This window comes from Sphaerochaeta sp. (assembly GCF_050178175.1).
In the GTDB taxonomy this organism is placed as follows: domain Bacteria; phylum Spirochaetota; class Spirochaetia; order Sphaerochaetales; family Sphaerochaetaceae; genus Sphaerochaeta.
In genome coordinates this window covers 1-22,446 of record NZ_JBFXGH010000007.1, presented here as the reverse complement: position 1 = coordinate 22,446, position 22,446 = coordinate 1, and the positions used below count along the sequence as shown (strand labels likewise).

At 48.0% G+C, this 22,446-nt stretch carries 18 protein-coding genes; 11 read left to right on the top strand and 7 right to left on the bottom strand.

What is annotated here, in order from left to right; translation table 11 throughout:
• Positions 1 to 15: 15 nt before the first annotated feature.
• The 4 genes from AB7S66_RS01685 to AB7S66_RS01670 form a co-directional block, all read right to left on the bottom strand.
• Positions 16 to 1,272 carry a 2-hydroxyglutaryl-CoA dehydratase gene (locus AB7S66_RS01685; protein ID WP_428517643.1) on the bottom strand — a complete coding sequence of 419 codons (1,257 nt, stop codon included), beginning with the start codon at positions 1,270 to 1,272 and terminating at the stop codon, positions 16 to 18.
• Complete coding sequence (locus AB7S66_RS01680) at positions 1,269 to 4,199, bottom strand: acyl-CoA dehydratase activase-related protein (RefSeq protein WP_428517661.1); 2,931 nt, start codon at positions 4,197 to 4,199, stop codon at positions 1,269 to 1,271. The genes AB7S66_RS01685 and AB7S66_RS01680 overlap by 4 nt, the downstream gene beginning before the upstream one ends.
• A gap of 92 nt (positions 4,200 to 4,291) precedes the next feature.
• Entirely contained in the window at positions 4,292 to 5,485 is a 1,194-nt protein-coding gene (gene thiI / locus AB7S66_RS01675) for a tRNA uracil 4-sulfurtransferase ThiI (protein WP_428517642.1), read from the bottom strand.
• Positions 5,482 to 6,621 (bottom strand): cysteine desulfurase family protein, encoded by a 1,140-nt coding sequence (locus AB7S66_RS01670; RefSeq protein ID WP_428517641.1) that lies wholly within the window; start codon positions 6,619 to 6,621, stop codon positions 5,482 to 5,484. Before AB7S66_RS01670 ends, thiI begins: the two co-directional genes overlap by 4 nt.
• A 102-nt stretch (positions 6,622 to 6,723) precedes the next feature.
• Between AB7S66_RS01670 and AB7S66_RS01665 the strand changes: the two genes are divergently transcribed.
• A complete protein-coding gene (locus AB7S66_RS01665; protein ID WP_428517640.1) occupies positions 6,724 to 7,779 on the top strand; it encodes a 3-dehydroquinate synthase in 1,056 nt (351 codons plus the stop codon).
• A gap of 4 nt (positions 7,780 to 7,783) precedes the next feature.
• Here the strand turns inward: AB7S66_RS01665 and AB7S66_RS01660 are convergent, their stop codons facing one another.
• Both AB7S66_RS01660 and hisS read right to left on the bottom strand, forming a co-directional pair.
• Positions 7,784 to 10,294, bottom strand: a complete 2,511-nt coding sequence (locus AB7S66_RS01660) for a helicase-related protein (RefSeq protein ID WP_428517639.1) — start codon at positions 10,292 to 10,294, stop codon at positions 7,784 to 7,786.
• Positions 10,295 to 10,299: 5 nt separating this feature from the next.
• Complete coding sequence (gene hisS / locus AB7S66_RS01655) at positions 10,300 to 11,640, bottom strand: histidine--tRNA ligase (RefSeq protein ID WP_428517638.1); 1,341 nt, start codon at positions 11,638 to 11,640, stop codon at positions 10,300 to 10,302.
• Positions 11,641 to 11,756: 116 nt separating this feature from the next.
• Between hisS and AB7S66_RS01650 the strand changes: the two genes are divergently transcribed.
• Positions 11,757 to 13,019, top strand: coding sequence for a poly(A) polymerase (locus AB7S66_RS01650; RefSeq protein WP_428517637.1), 1,263 nt, complete (start codon positions 11,757 to 11,759; stop codon positions 13,017 to 13,019).
• Here the strand turns inward: AB7S66_RS01650 and AB7S66_RS01645 are convergent.
• On the bottom strand, positions 13,016 to 13,888 hold the full coding sequence (locus AB7S66_RS01645) for a hypothetical protein (protein ID WP_428517660.1): 873 nt from the start codon (positions 13,886 to 13,888) through the stop codon (positions 13,016 to 13,018). The genes AB7S66_RS01650 and AB7S66_RS01645 overlap by 4 nt on opposite strands.
• A gap of 83 nt (positions 13,889 to 13,971) precedes the next feature.
• Here AB7S66_RS01645 and rsxC point away from each other — a divergent pair, with 83 nt between their 5' ends.
• The 9 genes from rsxC to AB7S66_RS01600 all read left to right on the top strand — a co-directional run.
• On the top strand, positions 13,972 to 15,282 hold the full coding sequence (gene rsxC, locus AB7S66_RS01640) for an electron transport complex subunit RsxC (protein WP_428517636.1): 1,311 nt from the start codon (positions 13,972 to 13,974) through the stop codon (positions 15,280 to 15,282).
• Entirely contained in the window at positions 15,279 to 16,373 is a 1,095-nt protein-coding gene (locus AB7S66_RS01635) for an RnfABCDGE type electron transport complex subunit D (protein ID WP_428517635.1), read from the top strand. Before rsxC ends, AB7S66_RS01635 begins: the two co-directional genes overlap by 4 nt.
• The gene (locus tag AB7S66_RS01630) at positions 16,370 to 16,927 is read left to right on the top strand and encodes an FMN-binding protein (protein ID WP_428517634.1); all 558 of its coding nucleotides are present in this window, start codon (positions 16,370 to 16,372) and stop codon (positions 16,925 to 16,927) included. Before AB7S66_RS01635 ends, AB7S66_RS01630 begins: the two co-directional genes overlap by 4 nt.
• On the top strand, positions 16,924 to 17,553 hold the full coding sequence (rsxE, locus tag AB7S66_RS01625; protein WP_428517633.1) for an electron transport complex subunit RsxE: 630 nt from the start codon (positions 16,924 to 16,926) through the stop codon (positions 17,551 to 17,553). Before AB7S66_RS01630 ends, rsxE begins: the two co-directional genes overlap by 4 nt.
• A 1-nt stretch (position 17,554) precedes the next feature.
• On the top strand, positions 17,555 to 18,148 hold the full coding sequence (locus AB7S66_RS01620; protein ID WP_213591218.1) for an electron transport complex protein RnfA: 594 nt from the start codon (positions 17,555 to 17,557) through the stop codon (positions 18,146 to 18,148).
• 11 nt (positions 18,149 to 18,159) lie between these two features.
• On the top strand, positions 18,160 to 18,960 hold the full coding sequence (locus AB7S66_RS01615; protein ID WP_428517632.1) for an RnfABCDGE type electron transport complex subunit B: 801 nt from the start codon (positions 18,160 to 18,162) through the stop codon (positions 18,958 to 18,960).
• Positions 18,961 to 18,963: 3 nt separating this feature from the next.
• On the top strand, positions 18,964 to 20,862 hold the full coding sequence (locus AB7S66_RS01610) for an alpha-amylase/4-alpha-glucanotransferase domain-containing protein (RefSeq protein WP_428517631.1): 1,899 nt from the start codon (positions 18,964 to 18,966) through the stop codon (positions 20,860 to 20,862).
• 10 nt (positions 20,863 to 20,872) lie between these two features.
• Positions 20,873 to 21,977, top strand: a protein-coding gene (prfB, locus tag AB7S66_RS01605; protein WP_428517630.1) for a peptide chain release factor 2 whose coding sequence is annotated in 2 segments (ribosomal slippage) — positions 20,873 to 20,941 and positions 20,943 to 21,977 — 1,104 coding nt in all. Because the reading frame shifts where the segments join, the coding sequence is not laid out codon by codon here.
• Positions 21,978 to 21,980: 3 nt separating this feature from the next.
• On the top strand, positions 21,981 to 22,446 hold a 466-nt coding region (locus tag AB7S66_RS01600; protein WP_428517629.1), incomplete at its 3' end, for a hypothetical protein.

Sequence of the window (22,446 nt, the reverse complement as noted above, 5' to 3'; positions counted from 1 at the left end):
GGAAATAGGGTAGGTTCAGGAATTTTTTTCTTGATTTTCCAACTTTTCGCGTGCAATTGCAAGCATGAGCTTGATTCTGTTCTCCTGATTCACCCCGGTAGAGGAAGGGTCGTAATCGATTGGAACGATATTGGCGTCCTTGCTCCGCTCTGTCACAGCACGTATCATTCCTTTTGCACTGATATGGTTTGGAAGACACCCAAATGGTTGGGTACAGACGATGTTGTGGTACCCACTATGGACAAGATCGAGCATCTCGGCGGTAAGCAACCAGCCTTCTCCCATCTTTACCCCATAGTCAATCAACCCCTCATCAAGCCTCTTCATCTCGGTATAGGGGAGGGGTACGGTGAATTTGCCGCTTTTCATCATTGCTTGCCGGCTCATCTTTTCAACTTTGTAGAGCTGACGAAGTATGAACTGGGTGACCTTCGCACTGATGAATCTTCCACCGTAATACTTACGGTCAGTGATGGCATTGTCCGCACCATAGTAGAGAAAACCCATCATGGAAGGAACCATGACCTCACAACCCTGTGCCTCAAGATATTCCTGGAGGTGGTTATTCCCCAAGGGGGAATATTTCATGTAGATCTCCCCAACGATTCCTACCTTGATGCGTTCTTCCTTGCGTGTCTCAATCTCAGCGAATTCCGCACAGATTTTGTTCAGGTTCCTTTTCATCGCCCAGCCGATGTATCCACGGTTATGGGCAAAACAGTCAGCGAGGTAGGTAGTCCATTTGGCAACCAAGGCATCTGCCGCTCCTTTTTGTACCTCATAGGGGCGTATCTGGTTACTGAGTGCCATCAATAGATCACCATAAATAAATGCACTGTAGGTTTGCAGCAGCATAAAGGGAGTGATCTTGAATCCTGGGTTCTTCTCCATTCCCTTGAGATTGAGACTGATCACTGGAATATGGGATAAGCCACATTTCACCAAGGCTTTTCTCAAGAGAAAAATATAGTTGCTCGCCCTGCAACCACCTCCTGTCTGGGTGATGACCAAGGCAATCTTGTCAGTATCGTAGCCACCGTGTTTGATGGCATCGATAAACTGCCCAATCACCAGCTGGGCTGGATAGCAGATGTCATTATGGACATACCGAAGCCCCTCACGGATAACATTTGGGCCTTGGTTCTCCAGAAGTACCACATTATAACCATGATTGGAGAACACCTCCTTGGCAATATTGAAGTGGATTGGGCTCATATTGGGAATCAGGATGGTGTAATCCTTCTTCATCTCTTTGGTGAACGGTGTGTTCATCGCTGTTCCTTGGCCTCCTGGAGTGCTGCAAGCAGGCTACGGATGCGAATTTTGACTGCTCCGAGGTTTGCAATTTCGTCGATCTTGATCTGGGTATAAATCTTATCTGTCTCTCGAAGGATATCCCTGATTTCGTCGGAGGTTACCGCATCAAGCCCACAACCAAAGGAAACAAGCTGAATCAACTGCATATCTTCCTGGCCTGTAACATAGCGGGCAGCATCATACATCCTGGCGTGGTACGTCCACTGGTTGAGCACCTTTCTTGGTTGTTTTTCCACAAGATGAGCAATTGCATCCTCACTGATTACTGCACATCCGCACTGCAAGAGGAGGCCATCGATTCCATGGTTTACCTCAGCATCTGCATGATAGGGCCTTCCTGCAAGGACCATGATCGGCCAATTTTGCTTACGTGCCTGTTCAATGATGATGCTTCCCTGTTCACTGATGGCTTTCTGATAGGCTTCAAGGCTTGCATAGCCAGCTTTCACCGCGGCCTTGATCTCCTGTTTCTTGACAGGATAGTACTGACTGAGAACCTGATACATCCTTTTGGGAAGAAATGCCTTATCGGCAAGCGAGAGGTAGTCGCTGATGAAAGTAACTGAGCCGTCCTGCAACTCACTGATATTATGCCGAAGCACCTCAGGGTAGTAGGCTACCACAGGACAGTTGAAATGATTGTCTCCCTTCTCTTCGTCGATGTTGTAGCTTGAACACGGATAGAAGATGGCAGGAACCTGTTTCTCCAGCAGATCCTTGATATGTCCATGCATCAACTTTGCTGGATAGCAGATGGTATCGCTGGAGATTGTGGACTGCCCCTTGAGATATGTTTCCCTCGTTGATGGTGATGATACCACAACCTCAAAACCCAGATGAGTGAAGAAGGTGTGCCAGAATGGCAACTGTTCATAGAAATTGAGTTGCAGAGGCAATCCAATTTTTCCTCGCCCTCCCTTTCGTGGTTTCAGGTGTGCGAGATATTGTTGCTTGAAGGCATAGATATTCAGCCGTTCCGGGTTATTGACGAACGTTTCAGGGCTTACAATGCGGTCACATTTATTTCCGCTTACCAGCTTACGACCTCCGTCGAAGATATTGATCGTCAACAAACAGTTGTTGGTGCATCCTTTGCAGTAGGTTGTCTTCGTCCGATGGGTGAAGTGTTCCAATTGCGTGAGGGAGAGGGTAGTCCTTTGCATTGGGACCTGCAGATGTTGGTCACGGGCATGCAAGGCACACCCATAGGCACCCATGAGTCCTGCTTCATTGATCCTGACTACCTCACTTCCCAGTTCCGTCTCAAAAGAACGTAGCACGGCATCATTCAGGAAGGTTCCCCCCTGTACGACAATGTGTTTCCCCAACATCGTTGGGTCGGTTGACCGTATTACTTTATAAAGCGCATTTTTCACGACGCTGATGGCCAATCCTGCAAAGATATCGGAAACACTTGCCCCGTCCTTCTGTGCCTGTTTGACCGAGCTGTTCATGAATACTGTGCAACGAGAACCCAGATCAACAGGATTCTTTGCCTTAATGGCAAGTGCTGCTGCTTCCTGGGGAGAATACCCAAGTGCATTGGAAAATGTCTGCAGGAAGGAACCACATCCCGATGAACAGGCCTCGTTGAGGAAGATGTCATCGATGGTGCCATCCTTGATCTTGAAGCACTTGATATCCTGGCCGCCGATGTCAATGATGAAATCGACATCTTTCTGGAAGGCCTTTGCACTCTTGTAGTGGGCCATGGTTTCAACAAGGGTGTACTCAAAGGCAAAGGCATTCTGCAGTAGATGCTCGCCATAACCAGTGGAACAAGATTTTTCAATCGATATATCGGGATAGGTTGTGTAGAAATGTCCCAGGAACTCCTTGATGGCCTGTACTGGATTGCCATTGTTTGCTGCATATTGGCTGTACAACAATCTTCCCTCAGGGTCGATGACGCAGGCCTTGATGGTAGTGGAACCTGCATCCACACCCAGGAAAGCTGGACCTGAATAAAGAGTAGGATCAATTTTTGCCAAGGATGCCTTTGCATGACGGTTCTTGAATGCTTCATATGCACCAGGATCCGGAAATAGGGGAGGTATGGATGTAAAGGCTTTCCCTGCATCATAGTGCTCAAGATTATAGATTAATTCTTCCAGCTCCATATCCTGTCCGTTAGCGCTCAGTGCTGTTCCTAGGGCAACATAGTAGAGGGAGTTCTCAGGGCATATGCCTTCGAGCCCAAGGGCCTGGTCAAACGCCTTTCTCAGCTCGCTGAGGAATGTAAGCGGTCCCCCAAGATAGACTACTTGGCCCTTGATGGGTCGCCCCTGTGCCAGCCCTCCAATGCTCTGGTTCACCACTGCCTGGAGTATGGAAAGGGAGATGTCACTCTTCTCTGCTCCCTGGTTTACCAGGGGCTGGATATCGCTTTTCGCAAACACACCACATCTGGATGCGATGGAGTAACTTTGCTTTGCCTGCTTTGCAAGTTCATTCAGTTCCATCTGGTCGATATGTAACAAACTTGCCATCTGGTCAATAAAGGAACCAGTGCCACCGGCACAGGTTCCGTTCATCCTGACTTCCATGTTCTGGGAAAGAAAAAGGATCTTTGCATCTTCACCTCCGAGTTCAATGACAACATCGGTGTGAGGAAGAAATTTCGTTATTGCTATCTTGGTTGCATACACTTCCTGGACAAAAAGGAGGTCCAGGTTCTGGGCAAGCCCCATGCCAGCAGACCCAGAAAGTGCAATCTTGGTAGGGTTCCCTGCACAGATTTCCTTGATGTCAGTAAGCATGGTACATGCTGTCTCAGCAATCTGGGAGTAGTGACGCCTATAGTCTGTATGCAGTACCTGCATCGTATCATCAAGCACGACACATTTCATGGTCGTGGAACCAACATCCAAGCCGATCTTCATCAAGAAAGCCTCCGAATACCGAAACAATATCGATTTTTTGGGTTATGGTACAGCGAGCACAATCAGTATTTATACAAAAATGCTAAATCTGTCTATTGTCGAATGATGCCATCTGCACCAAAATCGACAATTTCAGTGTTATTGATTGCTTTTTCCAGCAGTGGTTCAATACCCATGGAGCGATAATGCGCCTGTTCCACCAACTTATCTGGGTGCACCAATGGGTGTTTTGGGCTGAAGATGACACAACAATCTTCATAGGGAAGGATTGAAGTCTCATAGGTACCGATCTTCATGGCAAGATTCATGATTTCCTGTTTGTCCATACCGACCAGCGGGCGTAGAACCAACTGTTCACTCATGCTGTCAGAAAACGCCATCGACTCCAGGGTCTGGCTTGCCACTTGGCTGAGTGCTTCACCGGTGACGATACAGGTCCCTTCTTCTCTCTCGCTGATAGCATTGGATACTTGCATCATGGCAGCTCGGAACATCAATGTGGTCTCTTCCTCCCTGCTGTGTTGCTTGATCCAAAGCTGAGGTTCAGTGAATGGGACTACATGCAACCTGGTTCCCTGGAGATATGGAGCGATGAGACTTGTCAATGTTTTTACTTTTTCCAGGGCTTGGTCACTGGTGTAGGGGTAGGCGTGGAAGTAGATGCAATCCATTTTCAAACCCCGCTGTGCCATACGGTAGGCAGCAACTGGACTGTCAATACCTCCACTCAGGAGCAACATTCCCTTTCCTGCTGTAGAGACTGGCAATCCCCCAGGGCCCGGTTTTGGGGAAGTATAGAGATAAGCTTGGTCCCTGATCTCACAATGGATGGTCAAATCGGGATGTTTCACATCGACGGTCATCTTGGGATACATTTCATGGACTGTCTCACCAAGAGAGCAGTCGATTTCATAACTGGTCATGGGAAAACTCTTGTCAGCGCGTTTGGCGATTGACTTGAAAGTTCCTACTCCTTTGTTGAATGGTTCATCCGCGATCAGCTGTTTTGCTGTCTCCCTGATGACAGAGATATCCTTCTCACAGCGTAGGCAACGGGAGTAGCCTACCACCCCAAAGGTGGTTCCCAGTGCCAATTCAACGGTTCCTTTAGGACACTCGTTGCTGATCTCAAAGAATAATCGGCCTTTTTGGCGATTTACCTGTGTCTTGTATCCTTTCAGCTTTTGCTTGATGTTCTGTTTCAGGCGCTTCTCAAAGGAATCGCGGTTCAAGCCTTTCAGGGAGATTTCTCCCAATCGTATCAAATAGAGAGTGGAATCTTTCATGCATGCTCCTGGATGAGTGTGGTGATGGCCTCGGCCAAGGCTTCAGCTTCTTCTGTAGTGGTATCAGCACTGAATGAGATCCGAATGCTGCTTTTTGCCAATGAGGGAGGAACCTGCATGGAGGCAAGGACGCCTTCTCCCTTCTGTTTTGCATTATTGCTGCAGGCAGACCCGGAGGAGACACAAAATCCCTTGTCATACAGCATCCGTGTGAACACTTCACTGGGTAGATTTTTTGTGGCAATGTTGAGGATATAAGGTGAACATGATTCAATCGGGCTGATGGTTTGCAAAAAGGAGAGACGTTGCCTGAGCAGGGTGTTGATCTGCTTGACCTGCTTCTCATGCTCAGCAATTTTTCCCACCGCTTCCTTTGCAGCTTCGACCATGCTGACAATCCCAGGTAGGTTCTCTGTTCCCGGTCGCAGCCCATTTTCCTGTCCGCCTCCCCGTGAGAGGCTCTCGATTGCTGGATCAATGTTGTAGAGAAATCCAACTCCCTTCGGTCCATGGAATTTATGCGCGCTGAAGGCTGCACTATCCACTCCCAGTGATTCAAGGGAAAAAGGAATTTTTCCAAGAGCTTGGGTTGCATCGGTATGGAAGTGAATTTTTCTTCCTCCCTGCTCTTTTTCATAGGTCCGTACCTCTTCAACCAATGCCTGGATGTCCTGGATGGTGCCCACGACATTGTTCACGAGCATCAGGGAGACCAAGCGTGTTTGTTTAGTCAAAGCTTTACGGAGATCCTCTCTCTTGATGAATCCACCCGGTGCATTGATGGTTGTGACTTTCCATCCCAACTGTTTCATCAGCCGGACATACTCCGTGATGGAAGAGTGTTCAATGTTGCTGATGATCACATGTGGTTTCTGGAGTCTCCAAACCAAACTGTTGAAGACAATGGCATTTGCTTCGCTGGCCCCGCCGGTGAAGGTGATTGTCTCTTTGGGCACGGAAAGAAGAGCGCAGAGGTCTTCCCTGGCTTGTTCGAGCTTTTCCTTTGCCTTGATCCCCTCAGCATGAAGACTGCTTGGGTTGCCGATGTATGTACTAGCTACGTGTTGGTACACATCAAGAGCGGTTCTGCTCATGATGGTTGTGGCAGCACTGTCAAAATAGCGTATTTCTTGCATATCGGTATTGTGGGATAATGGGTGGATTTTTGCAAGTATGTAGACGCAAGAGAGCGCTTGTCTTGGACCCCTGCTCTGGGGTATAACAGTACTATGAAAAGCATGGTTACAACGCAGTTAGATAACGGCAAGCAGACAGAAGTATTGCTTGCTGACGACTTGAAGGACCTTTCGACCCATCTTGGTGAGTATGGACGCTTGGTATTATGGGTGTTTGACACGAATACGGCAAAACTGTTCAAGCAGCTTCCGCCGAGCCATGTTGTCCTGGAAAGTGGAGAGAGTGCAAAGAATTTCTCTTCCTTGGAACGTATTCTCAGTGCCGCTCTCGATGAAGGTCTTGCACGAGATGGCCGGATAATCGGGTTTGGAGGAGGAGTGGTTTGTGACATGTCCGCCTTTGCTGCATCGGTGTATATGCGGGGATGCCGTCTTACCTTGGTTCCCACTACCTTGCTTGCCATGGTTGATGCTTCACTTGGAGGCAAGACCGCCATCGACTTCAAGGGAATGAAGAACATGGTCGGTTCGTTCTATCCAGCCAGTGAAGTACTCATCTCCATCGATACCCTGAGAACCCTCAACGATAAGGAATTTCTCAATGGACTGGCCGAGGTGGTCAAGCATGCTTTGCTCAGCCAGGATGAGGAGCTCTACAAATTTCTGCTGGTTCACAAGAACGAGATTCTCAGTAGGGACCCAAAAACATTGGCTGCCTTGGTGGAACTCTCGCTCAAGGTAAAACAGTGGTACATTGAACAGGATCCAACGGAGACCATGGGTATCCGGCAGAGTCTAAACCTGGGTCATACGTTTGGGCATGCCCTGGAGTCCTCATCCCACTATCTGATGTGGGGCCATGGTGCCTGTGTGGCGTGGGGAACCTGTCGTGCTCTGGAGGCTGGCCTTGCTCTTGGGATTACAGACAAGGCCTATGCAAGCGGGGCAACCAAGCTTTTCAAGAGCTTTGGATATGACATTGACTACCGTATCGGTCGTGGAGACTGGATTGAATTCCGTGACCACCTGCTCAAGGACAAGAAGAAAGCGGACGGTAAGGTACAATTTGTCCTGTTGGAAAAACAGGGTTCAACCGTTCTCAGTCCGCTTGATCTACAACTTATCCAGCATTTGGTGATAGCAAAGCCGATTTTCTAGGGAACTATTCCACCAATTTCAACAGGTCGCCATAGATTTTGGTCACCTCTTTTGCCTGCTTCTTCATCTGTGCCGCATTCAAGGAGTCAGCGAGGGTGAGAAGCGTATAAAGCGAGGTGTCCAGGGCATCAAAACAATCATCATCTGCAGTGAATCGATAGTTGCCGTTTCCACTCTCTTCCAATGCCACAAAATACAAGTGTTTTCGTTGTTTCTTGCTCTTGGTCAAAGCGAGCAACCAATGCAGGTTGTCAATGAGGGTACCAGCATCCTCTATGGTGTAAACTCCTGATGGAGGATTATCCAGAATGCCCTTCCCTGGATTTATTTTTCCTTGCAATTCAAGTGCTGAGAAAAACTTATCTCCATAGTGGATATAGAATCCCTTGTAGAGAATGGCTACCGGGAAGTTCTTCGGTCTCTTGGGGGCCTTCTCGTTCATCTGATTGAGGTAGTTCAAATCCTCAAGCGGGATAAGGGCAACAAGCTTCTCTTTCTTCTTCTTTCCCCCAAGTACCAGCGTAGGATAGGTCCTCTGGTACACCGTGATGGTGGCCTTTCCCTTCTCCTCGCGTTCCTTGATGGCTTTCTCCCGTATCTCCTGCTTCTGCAGCTTGCCTGAAGGACGTTCCTTCTGTACCAATGCAGTGAGCTTGGGGTAGAGCTCAAGGGAGATGTCATCCAACCATGCCTTGTCCAGAGGACTGACACTACGGGCATAGAGCCTGCTGGTCTGTACAATCTCACCGGCTATGATGAACTGGGGAAGACTCTTGAAGTAGGCGCTCCCTGGGTGTATGAACACCTGGTCTGCGGTAAGACTCTTGTACATGTTTCCCCGCGCCTTGATGCACACATACTGCATCAATCCGCTGGCGATGCAGCAAAGATACTCTCTGACAGATCCTCCACTGGATAGGGGGAAACCCACATCTGTGCAGATTTCACCAAGTTGCTCATTCACATGGACTATTTCCTGCATTCCTTGGAAATCAAGATAGTTCTTCTTGCAGAAGCGTTGCTTGGCATCCTTGCCGGTATTGGCAGTATACTGATAAAAGATATTCAGGTAGGAAGCAAAATCCCCGTACTCCGTATTGTTGAACCTGCGGTGTGCAGCACGGCTGAGGTCCTCTTCCCCCGGGGGGAGAAGGAATGGCGTCTTGGTAGAGAGAAAGCTTACCGCGATCAAGACCTCCTCAAGGACGTCTGGATGATGCATCATTGCTTCCACGATGACGCGGGAGTGACGGGGAAGCAGGGGGAATCTGCACATCAGGCTGCCGACAGTGGTCAGCTGACGCATCTCATCGATTGCCCCGATGAACCTGAGTGTCTCCTCTGCGCTGGTGATGGCGCTATGCTTAGGCCGGGTGATGAAGGGAAAATGCTCATAGTCAGTTATTCCAAGGTCACTCATACGCAGGACAACTTCACTTAGGTCAGTCCTGAGTATCTCCTCGGTGCCATAAGGCAGCCTGCTCTTGTAGTCATCCTCACTGTAGAGACGATAACACACACCGGGACTGGTACGTCCTGCGCGTCCCTTTCTCTGCTCGCAGCTTGATCGGCTGGTGGGAAGGGGGACCAGGGAAGAGGTGAAATCCTTCTGGTTGTAGAAGTTGATTTTTGCAATCCCGCAGTCTATAACGGTGGTAATGCCATCGATGGTGACTGAAGTCTCGGCAATATTCGTGGCAACAACCACCTTGGTTTTTCCAGGGGAGGTGTCGTTGAAGACCGATTCCTGCTCTTCCTTGCTGAGCCTTCCATACAACGGATAGATTTCCAGATGCTTGTCGGTATCGGCCATATACAGTGCATTCACACAGTTGGTGATGTCAAACTCCCCGCTCATGAAGACCAGGATGTCACCACTTTGTTTCTTGGCCTCGGTAGTTACTATCTGGGTGATTGCTTCCACCTGATACTCAAGTGATTCCCGTTGCAGTGGTTTGTACACAACCTTCACTGGATAGACTCGTGCATCAATGCTGATGATGGGAGCTTTGTCAAAGAACTCACTGAATACCTTGGTGTTGATGGTTGCGCTGGAAATGATGACCTTGAACTCCGGGCGCTCCTTCATGACATGCTTGAGAAGCCCCAGGATGAAATCGATATTAAGCGAACGCTCATGAGCTTCATCGACAAGAAGGACTGAGTAGGAACGTAGCAGTGGATCGGCCTTGAGTTCCATCAGGAGAATACCGTCGGTCATGACCTTGATTCGTGTCCCTGGACTGGTGGTGTCCTCGAAACGCATCTTGTAGCCCACAAATTCGTCACCACGGTCTACCTGTTTTCTTATGAACTCACTGACACTGAGTGTGGCGATCCGCCTTGGTTGGGTAATGCCGACCTGCAGGGAATCTGCATAGCCAGCTTCATGGAGAATGAGGGGAATCTGTGTGGTTTTCCCACTTCCCGTTGGGCTTTCAACGATGATGACCTGATTATTCTCAAGGCCATCAAGAATTTCCTGCCGGTGCATATAGACCGGCAAATGCTTCATGTCTTTCAAAGTAATTCCTTTTTTATAATTGCAATAGCCGCCTCAATTGATAGAGCTTTGTGCACATCCCTGTTCTTTAGATTCTTCAATGTAAGAGTGGAGGATTGCACATCCTCATCTGAAAGCAGGACAGCGAACGGTATTGCGTTTGTTTCAGCCCACTTGTATTGGGCTCCTTGTTTCTTGTTGAGCAAATAAACGGCCACGCTTAACCCATCTTTGCGCATTGCTCGCGCGATTCGGTCATAGTGGGGAAAATGCGTACCCTCAATGTTGAAAATTGCCACATCAGCTGAGCTGGCAGATGCTACCAATGGGCTGGACAACTCCTCAAGTGCGGCTAACAGGCGATCCAAGCCAATGGAACTTCCCACTCCAGGGAGTTCTTCCTTGGTATAGAGGCTTGCAAGATCATTGTATCGACCACCACTACAAACAGAACCGAAGTGGGGGAGTTCACTAAGGAACGTTTCATACACGATACCGGTGTAGTAGTCGAGTCCACGTGTGATCGAGGGGTCGAAGGTGAAGTGTTTCTCAATCCCAGCCTCACAGAGGTAGGAATAAATGGTTCTCATTCTCTCACTGTGTGGGTTTTCTCCACCAGAGAGGCTTGTGAGCCTATCCAAGGTGGTGAGAAAGGGTTCCTTCTCATCCTCCTTGTTGATGTACTCCAGTATCGCATTGGCCTGCTGTACGTCGCCGGTGAGCTCTTGCAAGAGCTTCCGTACTTCCTCTTTGCCTATCTTCCTGAGTTTATCGACCGCCCTGAGAATCTCAACGCTCAAATCAAGCAATCCATGATGAGAAAGGAAGGTGTTGAATAAACCCCGGTGTGCGATGCAGAACTGGTAATTCTCTATACCCATGACCGAGAATGAACTATCCATCATGGAAAGGATTTCAAAATCAGCCTCTGCGTTGTCCACACCCACGATATCAAAGTCACACTGCGTGAATTCACGGTATCGACCTTTCTGGGGATTTTCTCCCCGCCATACCTTATCTATATGGAAACGTTTGAAGGGGAGGGAGAGTTCACTCTGGTGTTGTGCAAGAAAGCGAGCGAAGGGAACGGTCAGATCAAAGCGAAGGGCAACATCTCTTTCCCCGTTGTCCTTGAAATGGAAGATTTGCTTGTCTGTCTCGCCTCCACCCTTGCCCAGAAGGACTTCGGTGTATTCAAGTACCGGAGTGTCAATGGGAACAAATCCATAGGACCTAAAGTGTTTCTCGAGGTTGTTGATAATTGCTTTCTTTGGGATTTCCATGGATGGCAGAAAGTCTCTGAAACCCTTGAGAACCCTAGGTTCTATAATGTTTCTTGCCTTCAATTCCTTGCTCATTGATTCATACTCCTGTTGTGTTTTTGATGTGGATGGTGTACAAAGAGTGTATATCGAATCGCATATGCACTGCAATATGCGGTTCTTTTACCACCCTATACTTTTATGAGAGCGATATGCTGATACGATACAAACAAGACGAACATGGGAAAACACTGCCTGTTGCGAATATTTACACCCAGTCTGAACATAAGATACCTAATCATTTGATCGATCGTGATGCCCTTTGGGCTATCCGGAAGCTGCAAAACTCCGGTGCTGAAGCGTATTTGGTTGGAGGAGCGGTCAGGGACCTGCTGCTGGGGAATATCCCCAAGGATTTTGACCTCGCCACCAGTGCCTCCCCACGCCAGATCCAGCGTTTGTTCTGGAATGCAAGAATCATCGGCAAGCGTTTCAAGTTGGTCCATCTGGTATTCAAGGACAAGGTGCTGGAAGTTTCCACCTTCAGGAGCGGCGAGGAAGCAATGGAGGGGAACAACAATGTTTTTGGTTCCATAGACCAAGATGCCAAACGCCGTGATTTCTCAGTCAATAGTCTTTACTACGACCCTACCAATGGCCAGTTGCTCGATTTCAACAATGCCATGGAAGATTTCAAGAAAAAGCGGATCAGCTCTGTCATTCCCCTGGATGAGACATTCAATGAGGATCCCGTTCGTATGATCAGGGCCATCAAGTATGCTTCCACCACAGGGTTTACCCTTCGTTGGAGTATCCGCGTAGCCATCCGCAAACACTCGGGAGAGCTTTCAAGGGTATCGACAAGCCGATTGACGGAAGAGGTTAACAAGATCCTGGCAAGCGGACACAGTGTCAAGATTTTCAATGAGTTGAACAGATACAGGTTGCTTGTCTTCATGCTTCCTGCTTTCTCCATCTATTGCAATTTCCCCCAGGTACAGAAAAGTCTCGAGGAACTGGATGAGAAGGTTATGCTTGCCAAGCGCGGCAAGGGCGATGAGGTTGATCTTGCTGATATGATCAAGGCACTGGTAGACCCCTTGGTTATCTTTGCTGATGATCATATGAGTCCTGATGAACGATTCAAGGAAACGTTCCGCCAGATCAAGGTGTTGATCAGTCCTATGACTCCTTCCAACTATGATATAGAGTTGGCCAGTGAGCGTCTGTTGACTGAACGTGGATTCAAGACACCGAGAAACTGTGTGAGAATGCACAGGCCGGCAAACCGTGCTCCTCAGCGCAGGAAACCCAATCCAAAGAGAAAGGGAAGAACAGAAGGGACGGGGGAAGTGCAGGCTGGTTCACGAAAAAGGAACACCCGAAGGGGTCCCAAAAAAGGAACCTCCGTCCAAAAGGGTGGGGAAACTTCCGGTGAGCAGCCGAGAAACAGTGCAGAGGCACACGATCTCTAACCCCACTCCTCTATCTCAATATTTACGCTGGAGACAAAGATGCCTCCATACTTCTCAAGGCTGTCCGCTATGTATTCCTGGAGTTCACCCAGGGTGGTTGCTATCTGGTGTTGCATTGGCACGCGTAACTTTACCGTGAGCGCGTACCCCTCCGCCTTTACCTGTACCTGTACCCGTTTTACTTTGATCTGACTGTCGAACTCGTCGAGACAGTGGGCAACCATTTGGGTAAGTGCAGCTTCACTGACAGTGGTCTTGCCATATTTGCTGAACTCAGGACGTACGATGGTTTTCTCGAAGCTGACATTCCTGCGCTGGAAGGGCACTTGTCTTCTATGCTTGAAGAATACTCGCATAGAGTCATATGCAATCTGTGGGTAGTTGCGGGTTATCTCGATTGAAGGAACAGGAATCACATGTTTCCCTTCGCTGTAACGGATACGCATGGCGGTATCAATCTGTTCCTTCGTTGCGATGTCCTCGATGCGCATGAGTTTTTCAGGTTGGGGAAGATTAAGCCTGGCGGCAATCTTATAAATCATTTTCTCACTGGTCCCAATAATCAGGATCCTGTGATACTTCTGCTTGTTGAGTGCCTGTTTCACTTCATTCTGATGTTCAGCATCATCGAAGACAGCGGTCCTTACAGCAGAGAGCATGTTCTCCTCCCGTTTGGCCGATTTGCCTGCGATGATACGATCTCCACCGATGAGCAGACCGTCGTCAATGATCAGATCTATACGAAATTTCTGGGCTATCAGCTTTGAGCGGAAGCTTTTTCCCGTTCCACTCTTGCCTACCAAAGCATACACTTTTATGCCCTTTAATTTCCAGAACGCATATTTAAATACTCGATTCATGGTTTTCATTATACTGAAATTCATGTACAATAGAACAGCATTTGTTAAAATATGCATTCTATTATTTATCACCTACATAAGGAGCGTTATGCATGCAAAGAATACCTACGTTCAGTAAGGGTGGTGTGCATCCAGACGATAGAAAGGTATACAGTCGCTCAGAGGCTATTGAACGATTACCCATGCCTTCAGAATTGATTGTTGCTTTATCCCAGCATCTTGGTGCCCCTGCAAAAGCCTTGAAGGCGAAAGGGGATACCGTCGTCAAAGGTGAAAAGATTGGGGAAGCTTCAGGCTTTATCAGTAGCGATGTTCACTCTCCAGTATCGGGTACCATCAAGGAAATACGCAAGGTCACCCTGGCCAACAGCGTCCAATGTGACGCATTTGTTATTGTTCCTGATGAAGAGCAACCTGCCGATCCCGAAGAAAAAGTTGATTGGCAGAGCCTTGATGGCAACACGTTGCTCAGCAGTATCAAGGATATGGGGATCGTCGGTATGGGAGGGGCTACATTCCCTGCCCATGTCAAGCTCTCCATTCCCAAGGACAAGAAAGTTGACAGCTTCGTAGTCAACGGTGTGGAGTGTGAACCGTATCTGACAGCTGACTACCGAATCATGCTCGAGAAAGGTGAGCAGGCCCTTGAGGGAGCAATGATTGCTGCCAAGATTGTCAAGGCTGAACGGATCATTGTCGGAATAGAGATGAATAAACCCGATTGCATTGCCCATCTCAAGGAGATAGTCAAGGAGAAGGGGTATCCCATCGAGGTTGTCGGGCTTCAGACGAAATATCCCCAGGGAGATGAAAAGCAGTTGCTCAAGGCAACCCTAAACCGTGAGATCCCCTCTGGTAAGCTTCCTCTCGATGTAGGTGCAGTAGTGGCGAACATTGGTACCTGTAATGCAATTTATGAGGCAATTGTCTTGAAGAAGAGCCTCTATGAACGGGTTATCACTGTTACCGGTGAGTGTATTGCCAATCCCAAGAACATTCTTGCCCCGGTAGGGACCAAGATGAGTGACCTGCTTGCCTTCTGTGGGGGATTCTCCAGTGAACCAGAGAAACTGGTCAGTGGTGGTCCTATGATGGGTTTCTCTTTCTTCGATACAGAGACACCAATGACCAAGGGCTCCAGTGGCCTGCTTGCTCTCGGTGCTCAGAAGGAATATCGTTCCACCGCTTGTCTCAATTGCGGTAGATGTGTGGCTGCCTGCCCAATCGGGCTGATGCCTGCGAAGCTTTACCGTTATATCACTAATGGTAAATACGAGGAAGCAATGAAGAACTCGTTGATGGATTGCAAGGAGTGTGGGTGTTGTTCCTATGTCTGTCCTGCACATCTTCCATTGGTTCATACGATGAAGACTGGAAAGAAATTGGGGAGAAAGAAAAAATGAATAAACCTACCATGACGGTTTCCTCTTCGCCGCATCTCCATGCGAAGACAAATACCGCGTCCATTATGTGGAGTGTTTCACTCGCACTTGCTCCAGCAACCCTTTGGGGTGTGTATGTGTTTGGCTTCAGGTCCCTGTTGGTGCTTGGGGTTTCTGTCCTCACTGCCTTGTTGTCGGAATTCTTGCTTGGCAAGTTGTATAAGGAGTCAACCCTCTGGGATGGGTCGGCATTCCTGACCGGTTTGTTGGTTGGATTGAATATGAGCCCTTCGATTCCTCTGTTTATTCCGTTCCTGGCAAGTGTGTTTGCAATATTTGTGGCAAAATGGGTGTTCGGTGGACTAGGGGCTAACTGGGCGAATCCTGCACTCGCTGGTCGTATATTTGTGTTCTTCTCGTTTACCACACCAATGAGCAGCTTTGTTGCTCCCCGGACCCTTGCCTCGGCTCTCCCTGATGCACTTGCATCAGCTACCCCCCTTTCACTGAGCAAGACGGCTGTCTCTGGAGGGACCTTGGGCCTCGACGGTAGTTCCTTGCTCGCTTCAATGGGATACCCTGCAACTGAGTTTGCACAGAACCTTTCAGCGATGACAGGTATTTCTGCCTTTACCATTGACAGCTTCCTTGGTAATGTTGCCGGGTGTATCGGTGAGGTTAGTGCACTTGCTTTGCTTATTGGTGGAATTTACCTGCTTGCAAGGAAAATCATCACCTGGCATATTCCGGTGACCTACATATTCTCTACTGCAGTATTATCCTGGATGTTTGGTGGAATCCCATCAGGACTGGGTGTATTTGGCGGTAGTTTCCTCTCTCCCATCTTCAGTGGCGGTCTGATGCTTGGAGCCATTTTCATGGCAACCGACTACGTAACCAGCCCGATCAGCCATAAGGGCCAGATCGTGTATGCCATTGGATGTGGATTCTTTACCTTCCTCTTCAGATATTTCGGGAGCATGCCTGAAGCGGTCTCTGTCTCCATTCTCATGATGAACATCTTCACACCGATGATAGATAGATACATCATACCCCGTAAATTTGGTGATACCAGAGAACTGAGGAAAAAGCAGAAGGAGGCTAGGGCATGACAAAGAATCTGAAATATTCACTGATATTGCTTTCCATCTGTGCAGTCTGTGCGTTTGCCTTGGCACTTACCAATAGTGTTACTGCCCCGGTCATCGTACGGCTTGACCTGGAAAGAAAAAACCAGGCACTTGAGGCTGTAAGTGCTGGTTACACCTTTGGTGATCAGGAAATGGTTGAAGGCAACAAGTATGTCACCTATTCCATCGATCTTACCGACAACGGTGAACTGGCGGGATACATCCTCGGCTTGCAGAGTGCCGGTTACGGTGGTCAGATAACCTTGGTTGCCTCGTACGCTCTCTCTGGAGAGTTGCTTGCAGCCCAGGTCCTGAACCATTCAGAAACACCCGGTCTTGGTGCAAAGGCAGCGGATGCTTCATATATGGATAAGTTCATGGGAACCGGAAGTGATAAGGCAGTTCCCACTTCAAAGGATATGCTTTCTGACAGTGATGCACAGTCTGTAAGCGGTGCCTCTGTCACATTCACCGCGGTCGGGAAGGCAATTGACGCAGGTAGTGCATATGTGAAAGCGCTTGGAGGTACGAAATGAGTAAGAGGCCAAAAGAACTCACCAAAGGATTTTTCAAGGAAAATCCGATATTTGTCCTCATGTTGGGACTCTGTCCGGTACTTGGTGTTTCCACCCAGGTCTCCAATGCAATCGGCATGTCTGCAGGTGTCTTGTTTGTGTTGCTGTTCAGCAATATCATCATATCAGGCCTAAGACATGTAATTCCCTCATCCATTCATATTCCGGCATATATCGTTGTTATCGCCACTTTGGTAACCATTACCGAGATGGTCATGCATGCCTTTGTCCCTGCTGTTTACAATGCCTTGGGCGTGTATCTACCATTGATTGTGGTAAACTGCATCATTCTGGGAAGGGCTGAAGCGTTTGCAAGCAAGAATACGATTGTGGATAGCATACTGGATGCAATCGGGATGGCAATTGGATTTGCTTTGGGACTTACGCTCATTGCACTGATCCGTGAACTGTTTGGTTCGGGTACCATCACCCTGTTCCCGATGGGGAACTTCAGTGGTGTCATCAACATCCCTTGGTTCTACGACAATCCGATCAGGGTGCTCTCCCTTGCCCCTGGTGCATTGTTGATCATGGGATTCCTGAAGGCGTTCTTCGATTGGAACTCCTCACGAAAGAAGGACAGATAAGATGAGTTATATTGCAATACTAATCACCTTTATTTTCATCAATAATTTCATTCTTGTACAGTTCCTGGGTGTTTGTCCCTTCATTGGTGTTTCAAAGAACAGTGAGAATGCCATCGGTATGGGTGCCTCTGTAACCTTTGTGACCACCGTAGCCTCTGTGGTAACATGGGCGATTTATTACTTCTTGTTGGTTCCCTTTAATCTGCAGTACCTGCAGACGTTGACCTTTATCCTGGTTATAGCTAGTTTGGTACAGCTGTTGGAGATGGTGATCCAGAAGATCAGTCCAGCCTTATACAAGGCTCTGGGCATCTATCTTCCCCTGATTACCACCAACTGTGCAGTCTTGGGTATCGCCATCATCAATATCACCAACGAGTACAATGTCATGGAGGCATTTGTTGGTGGAATTGCAGCAGGCCTTGGATTTACCTTGGCAATTGTGTTGATGAGCAATATTCGTGAGAAACTTGATCTGCAACCGGTGAGGAAAGCATATCGTGGCGTTCCCATCGCTTTCATTTCTGCTGGGTTGATGGCTCTGGCCTTTATGGCATTTGACAAGTCACTGCTCACCAATCTGCATCTGGTATAAGGGGGATCGTTGTGAATATTGTTATGGCAATCATAGTAGTCGCCGTGTTGGGTGGACTCTTCGGATTCGGTCTCTCCTATGCTGAAAAGAAATTGGCGGTCAAGAAGGACCCGAAAACCTTGGCTCTTGAACAGATCATGCCTGGTGCAAACTGTGGTGTGTGTGGGTATGCCGGTTGTGCAGCCTATGCAGCAGCTGTAGCCCTCGGTGAAGCTCCAATTGGATTGTGCAGTCCTGGTGGTCCTGATTTGGTAAAAAAAATGGCCGAGATCATGGGGCAGGAAGTCGAAGCTTCTGGTGAAACGAGAAGGAAAGTGGCGCATGTCATGTGCCGGGGAAATGTTGATGTGAGTTCACAAGACTACAAGTATGAAGGTCTTGAGGACTGCAATGCCGCGTTCCTGCTCTTTGGTGGAAATTACAGTTGCAAGTCAGCCTGTTTGCATCTCGGTTCCTGTATCAATGTTTGTCCTACCGGTGCCATCAGCAGGGATGACCAGGGATACATCATTGTTGATGAAAAGAAGTGTATCAGCTGTGAAAAGTGTGTGCAGATCTGCCCAACGGGTGCTATGCATATGATTTATGAAGATAGTGAATATGTAATTGAATGCAACAATCATGAACCGGGTGGAAAAGTACGAAAAGTGTGTACAGTCGGTTGCATTGGTTGTAAAATCTGTGAAAACAAGTATCCTGAATCAGGATGTAAAGTTGACAGTTTCCTTTCTACTTTCGATCAGACACTCCCACACAGCCAGATTGCTGATGCTGCAGAGGCGTGTCCGACCAAGTGTATCATCAAGCGGTAGTGCATGAAATTATTAGTAGGTGCGTACAGTCAAATCACCAATGCTGAGCCAATGCCCGTTTACGAACGGGCATTGGAAGCTGTATGCAAACCTTTGCTCACGCATATCCATGCACGTGAAGATGCGATCATGCAACTTTCCTTGAGCATACCCCTGCTCGTTTGGCTTGATGCTAACCATGGTTCGGTGAGTCTCTTGATATCCGAACTTGCCAAGAATGGAAAGCTTGAGATGCTTACCGGTTCATTCAACCAGAGTATCCTGAGCTTGCTCGCTCCCAAGGACCGTTCCAACCAAATAGAAATGACGACCACCTATCTGAGAAAGCGGTTTGGACAGCGGTCCAAGACGCTTTTCAGTTATGGACAGGTTTTCAACCCGCTATACATCAATACAGCAAATCTCTGCTTTATCGATTCAATAATCATTTCCACCTCTGACGAGACAGGGCTCCAGCAATTTGATGAACCGTTCATCATGCAGGAAATGGGGAAGTCTGTCTCCATCATCCCAATGGATGGTACCATCAGTGACCTGATAGCCTCTTTTGCAAAAAAAACCATCAGTTTTGGGAATTTGATTGAACATATCAGGAACTACCTGGAGAGCGAACCTCCCTTTGTCATGGCTATGATCAACCTTGATCATCTCCTGCAGGCAGGAGTGACCGCACAGCAGACCATACAACTGTTCGATCTGTTCTTCGGGTATGAGACCAGCTCCATCGAGGAAGCATATCTCCATAATGACCCGCCGAAGAAAGGGTATCTACAAGCAGGGTGGTATGGTATTGATGCAAACAAGGGGGATCTGGGTTGCATCAATGAGTTGTTTGTAAAGGATGAAAGCCTTGCCTATCTGTATGGGCGCTATACCACCATGGTGGAAACGGCACGCATGTACAAGAAAGACAAGGATGTGCGGAAACGCTTGGAAGCCTTGATCCAGAAAATCTCTTGTGGGAGTATGTATCTCTGTGATGCCAATGCACCAATGCTGCGTTCATCGGTCAGAAAATTATTCTGGCGATACATCAGTGAAGCGGACAGTGTGCTCACTGCACTCAAGGATTACAGCTATCCGGTGAACAATGACTTTGACCACGATGCCTTGAGTGAATATCTGTTCTTTGGTAAGTACTTGAGCTGTGTGGTTGACCCGAAAGGAGGCTCCCTTTCAGAACTTACCTATTTACCTTCCTTGTATAATTATGGTGATACGTTCAGCCCACTTTCACAGTTTGGTAGCTCCAGTGGCAATCAGCACCAGCTCCCACCCGGACAAAAACAGCGATTGTTCAGTGATGTTTTTCTGAGAGAACACTTTGTCATGGACGAATATACCAAGTTGGATGAAAAGAATTGCTTGGCTATGGGAAGCCAGGTCTATGATCTTGAGGGAGTTGACCGTAGGAATACCGAGTATGTGGCAACCTGCACAACCGGGGACAGCCCGATCATCGGTGGAAGCCTGCAAATTGCCAAGCATTTCAAACTACGGCAGAATACCATCTTGGTAGATATAACGCTCACCAACATCGGGGAGGAACAGATAAGCTGTATCTATGGCTGTGAGATACCTCTCTCGATTGACTCACATGGTCTTCCCATTTCCTTTATCCAGTTGGAAAACAAGAAAAATGTGACATGGCAAGAGAAAGAAGTGGTTCTTGAGCAAGTCAAATCGCTGAGAATCTATGATGAACCCAATAGCACTTCCCTGACCTTGGTAGGCGATAGCCGCTTTACCTTGCTCAAGGAAGATTATACTATTGAGAGCGAAACAGTCCTTGGGAATGAGACGCTCTACCAGCACACCCTGTTCATGGCCTCATGGCCGATTGTATTGGCTAGTGGTGGAGAAAAGAAGATTACCTTGGGTCTTCGTGTTGAACGAAAATAGGAGTACACAGATGTTTTTCCAGAATAAATCACAGTTTGAATCAGTAAAAGAAGAAGCCTACACCGTATGGAGGCGTCTTTGACCCGCAAGGGATGGAAATGAAGATGGCCGAACTCGAGGCTAAAACACTTGAACCGGGATTCTGGGATGATCCAAACAATGCACAGGCCCTGTTCACGGAACTCAACAGTTTGAAGGATACATACAATATCTGGAAAGAATTGATCGATAAAATGGATGAAATGAGTGAGCTCATGGAAATCTATGCAGATGAACCGGATAATGCGGAAGAAGAAGCTGAGATCAACGAACAAATTGAGACCATGCTGGCCACTTACCAAGAACTACGGCTCAAGACCTTGCTTGATGGTAAGTTCGACAAAAACGACTGCTTTCTCACCATTCATGCAGGAGCAGGTGGGACTGAAGCCAGTGACTGGGCCAATATGTTGATGCGCATGTACCTCCGGTATTGCGAGCGTAGCGGTTTCAAGAGCCAGATACTTGATCTCCAGGAGGATGAGGGTGGTATCAAGAGTGCAACCATCAAGGTTTCCGGACCATATGCCTTTGGGTATCTGAAAGGAGAGGCTGGTGTCCACCGATTGGTACGTATCAGTCCTTTTGATTCACAGAAGCGTCGACATACATCGTTTACCAGTGTCTATGCATCCCCGGTGATCGATGACACCATCGAGATCGACCTGAAGCCTGAGGACTATCGTCTTGATACCTATCGGGCCGGTGGGGCTGGTGGTCAGCACGTCAACAAGACCGACAGTGCGGTGCGAATAACCCACTATGCCACAGGAATTGTCGTACAGTGTCAGAATGAGCGAAGCCAGGTGATGAACAAAGATGTCGCATTCAAGATGCTCAAGAGTCGTCTGTACGAGTATTACCGTGAAGAAAAAGAGAAAGAACACCAAAAGAATGCCATAGAGAAGAAAGAAATTACCTGGGGAAGCCAGATTCGTTCCTATGTGTTCCAGCCTTATACCATGGTCAAGGACCATCGCACCGGGATGACCATCGGTAATATTCAGGCAGTCATGGATGGGGAGATCGAACCCCTCATCGAAAGTTATTTGCAATGGGGGCAGAAGGAGGAGTAGGGCATGGGCAAAAACATGGCCCTTCGTACAGTCTGTATTGTGCTGTTTCTCCTCTGCGCCTCAACGCTTGTTGCACAAGAGGGAACGATGTCTTTTTCTGTAGGCATCGTTCCACTTGATGCAAGGCTTGATACACTCACTGAGATGGTTGGAAACGTAGCAAAACGCTATGGAAACCAGATCTTTCTCGATGAAAATGAAAAAATGCTTCTCTTGGAACAATGGGAAAAAGAAGCTCAGGCACAAAGAAACAGTGAGCTTGGTAAAGCCTATGCTTTGCATGACCAAGAGAAATTACAACAGGTATTGGATGCAGGGCATCCAGAAACACCTCTTGATTTTGATTCCCTCCCGGTAACATACCACATTGCACCATTTGATCAGGATCTTGCAAGTGCATTAGAGGCCAGCGATGATGCCCTTGCCTGGTTCTGTTCTAAAAACACATATGATGCATTGTTGTTGCTTG

Bases quoted from the DNA above. Each gene is read 5' to 3' on its own strand.
- AB7S66_RS01685 (WP_428517643.1), bottom strand. From the start codon at position 1,272: ATGAACACACCGTTCACCAAAGAGATGAAGAAGGATTACACCATCCTG.
- AB7S66_RS01680 (WP_428517661.1), bottom strand. From the start codon at position 4,199: ATGAAGATCGGCTTGGATGTTGGTTCCACGACCATGAAATGTGTCGTG.
- thiI (WP_428517642.1), bottom strand. From the start codon at position 5,485: ATGAAAGATTCCACTCTCTATTTGATACGATTGGGAGAAATCTCCCTG.
- AB7S66_RS01670 (WP_428517641.1), bottom strand. From the start codon at position 6,621: ATGCAAGAAATACGCTATTTTGACAGTGCTGCCACAACCATCATGAGC.
- AB7S66_RS01665 (WP_428517640.1), top strand. From the start codon at position 6,724: ATGGTTACAACGCAGTTAGATAACGGCAAGCAGACAGAAGTATTGCTT.
- AB7S66_RS01660 (WP_428517639.1), bottom strand. From the start codon at position 10,294: ATGAAGCATTTGCCGGTCTATATGCACCGGCAGGAAATTCTTGATGGC.
- hisS (WP_428517638.1), bottom strand. From the start codon at position 11,640: ATGAGCAAGGAATTGAAGGCAAGAAACATTATAGAACCTAGGGTTCTC.
- AB7S66_RS01650 (WP_428517637.1), top strand. From the start codon at position 11,757: ATGCTGATACGATACAAACAAGACGAACATGGGAAAACACTGCCTGTT.
- AB7S66_RS01645 (WP_428517660.1), bottom strand. From the start codon at position 13,888: ATGAAAACCATGAATCGAGTATTTAAATATGCGTTCTGGAAATTAAAG.
- rsxC (WP_428517636.1), top strand. From the start codon at position 13,972: ATGCAAAGAATACCTACGTTCAGTAAGGGTGGTGTGCATCCAGACGAT.
- AB7S66_RS01635 (WP_428517635.1), top strand. From the start codon at position 15,279: ATGAATAAACCTACCATGACGGTTTCCTCTTCGCCGCATCTCCATGCG.
- AB7S66_RS01630 (WP_428517634.1), top strand. From the start codon at position 16,370: ATGACAAAGAATCTGAAATATTCACTGATATTGCTTTCCATCTGTGCA.
- rsxE (WP_428517633.1), top strand. From the start codon at position 16,924: ATGAGTAAGAGGCCAAAAGAACTCACCAAAGGATTTTTCAAGGAAAAT.
- AB7S66_RS01620 (WP_213591218.1), top strand. From the start codon at position 17,555: ATGAGTTATATTGCAATACTAATCACCTTTATTTTCATCAATAATTTC.
- AB7S66_RS01610 (WP_428517631.1), top strand. From the start codon at position 18,964: ATGAAATTATTAGTAGGTGCGTACAGTCAAATCACCAATGCTGAGCCA.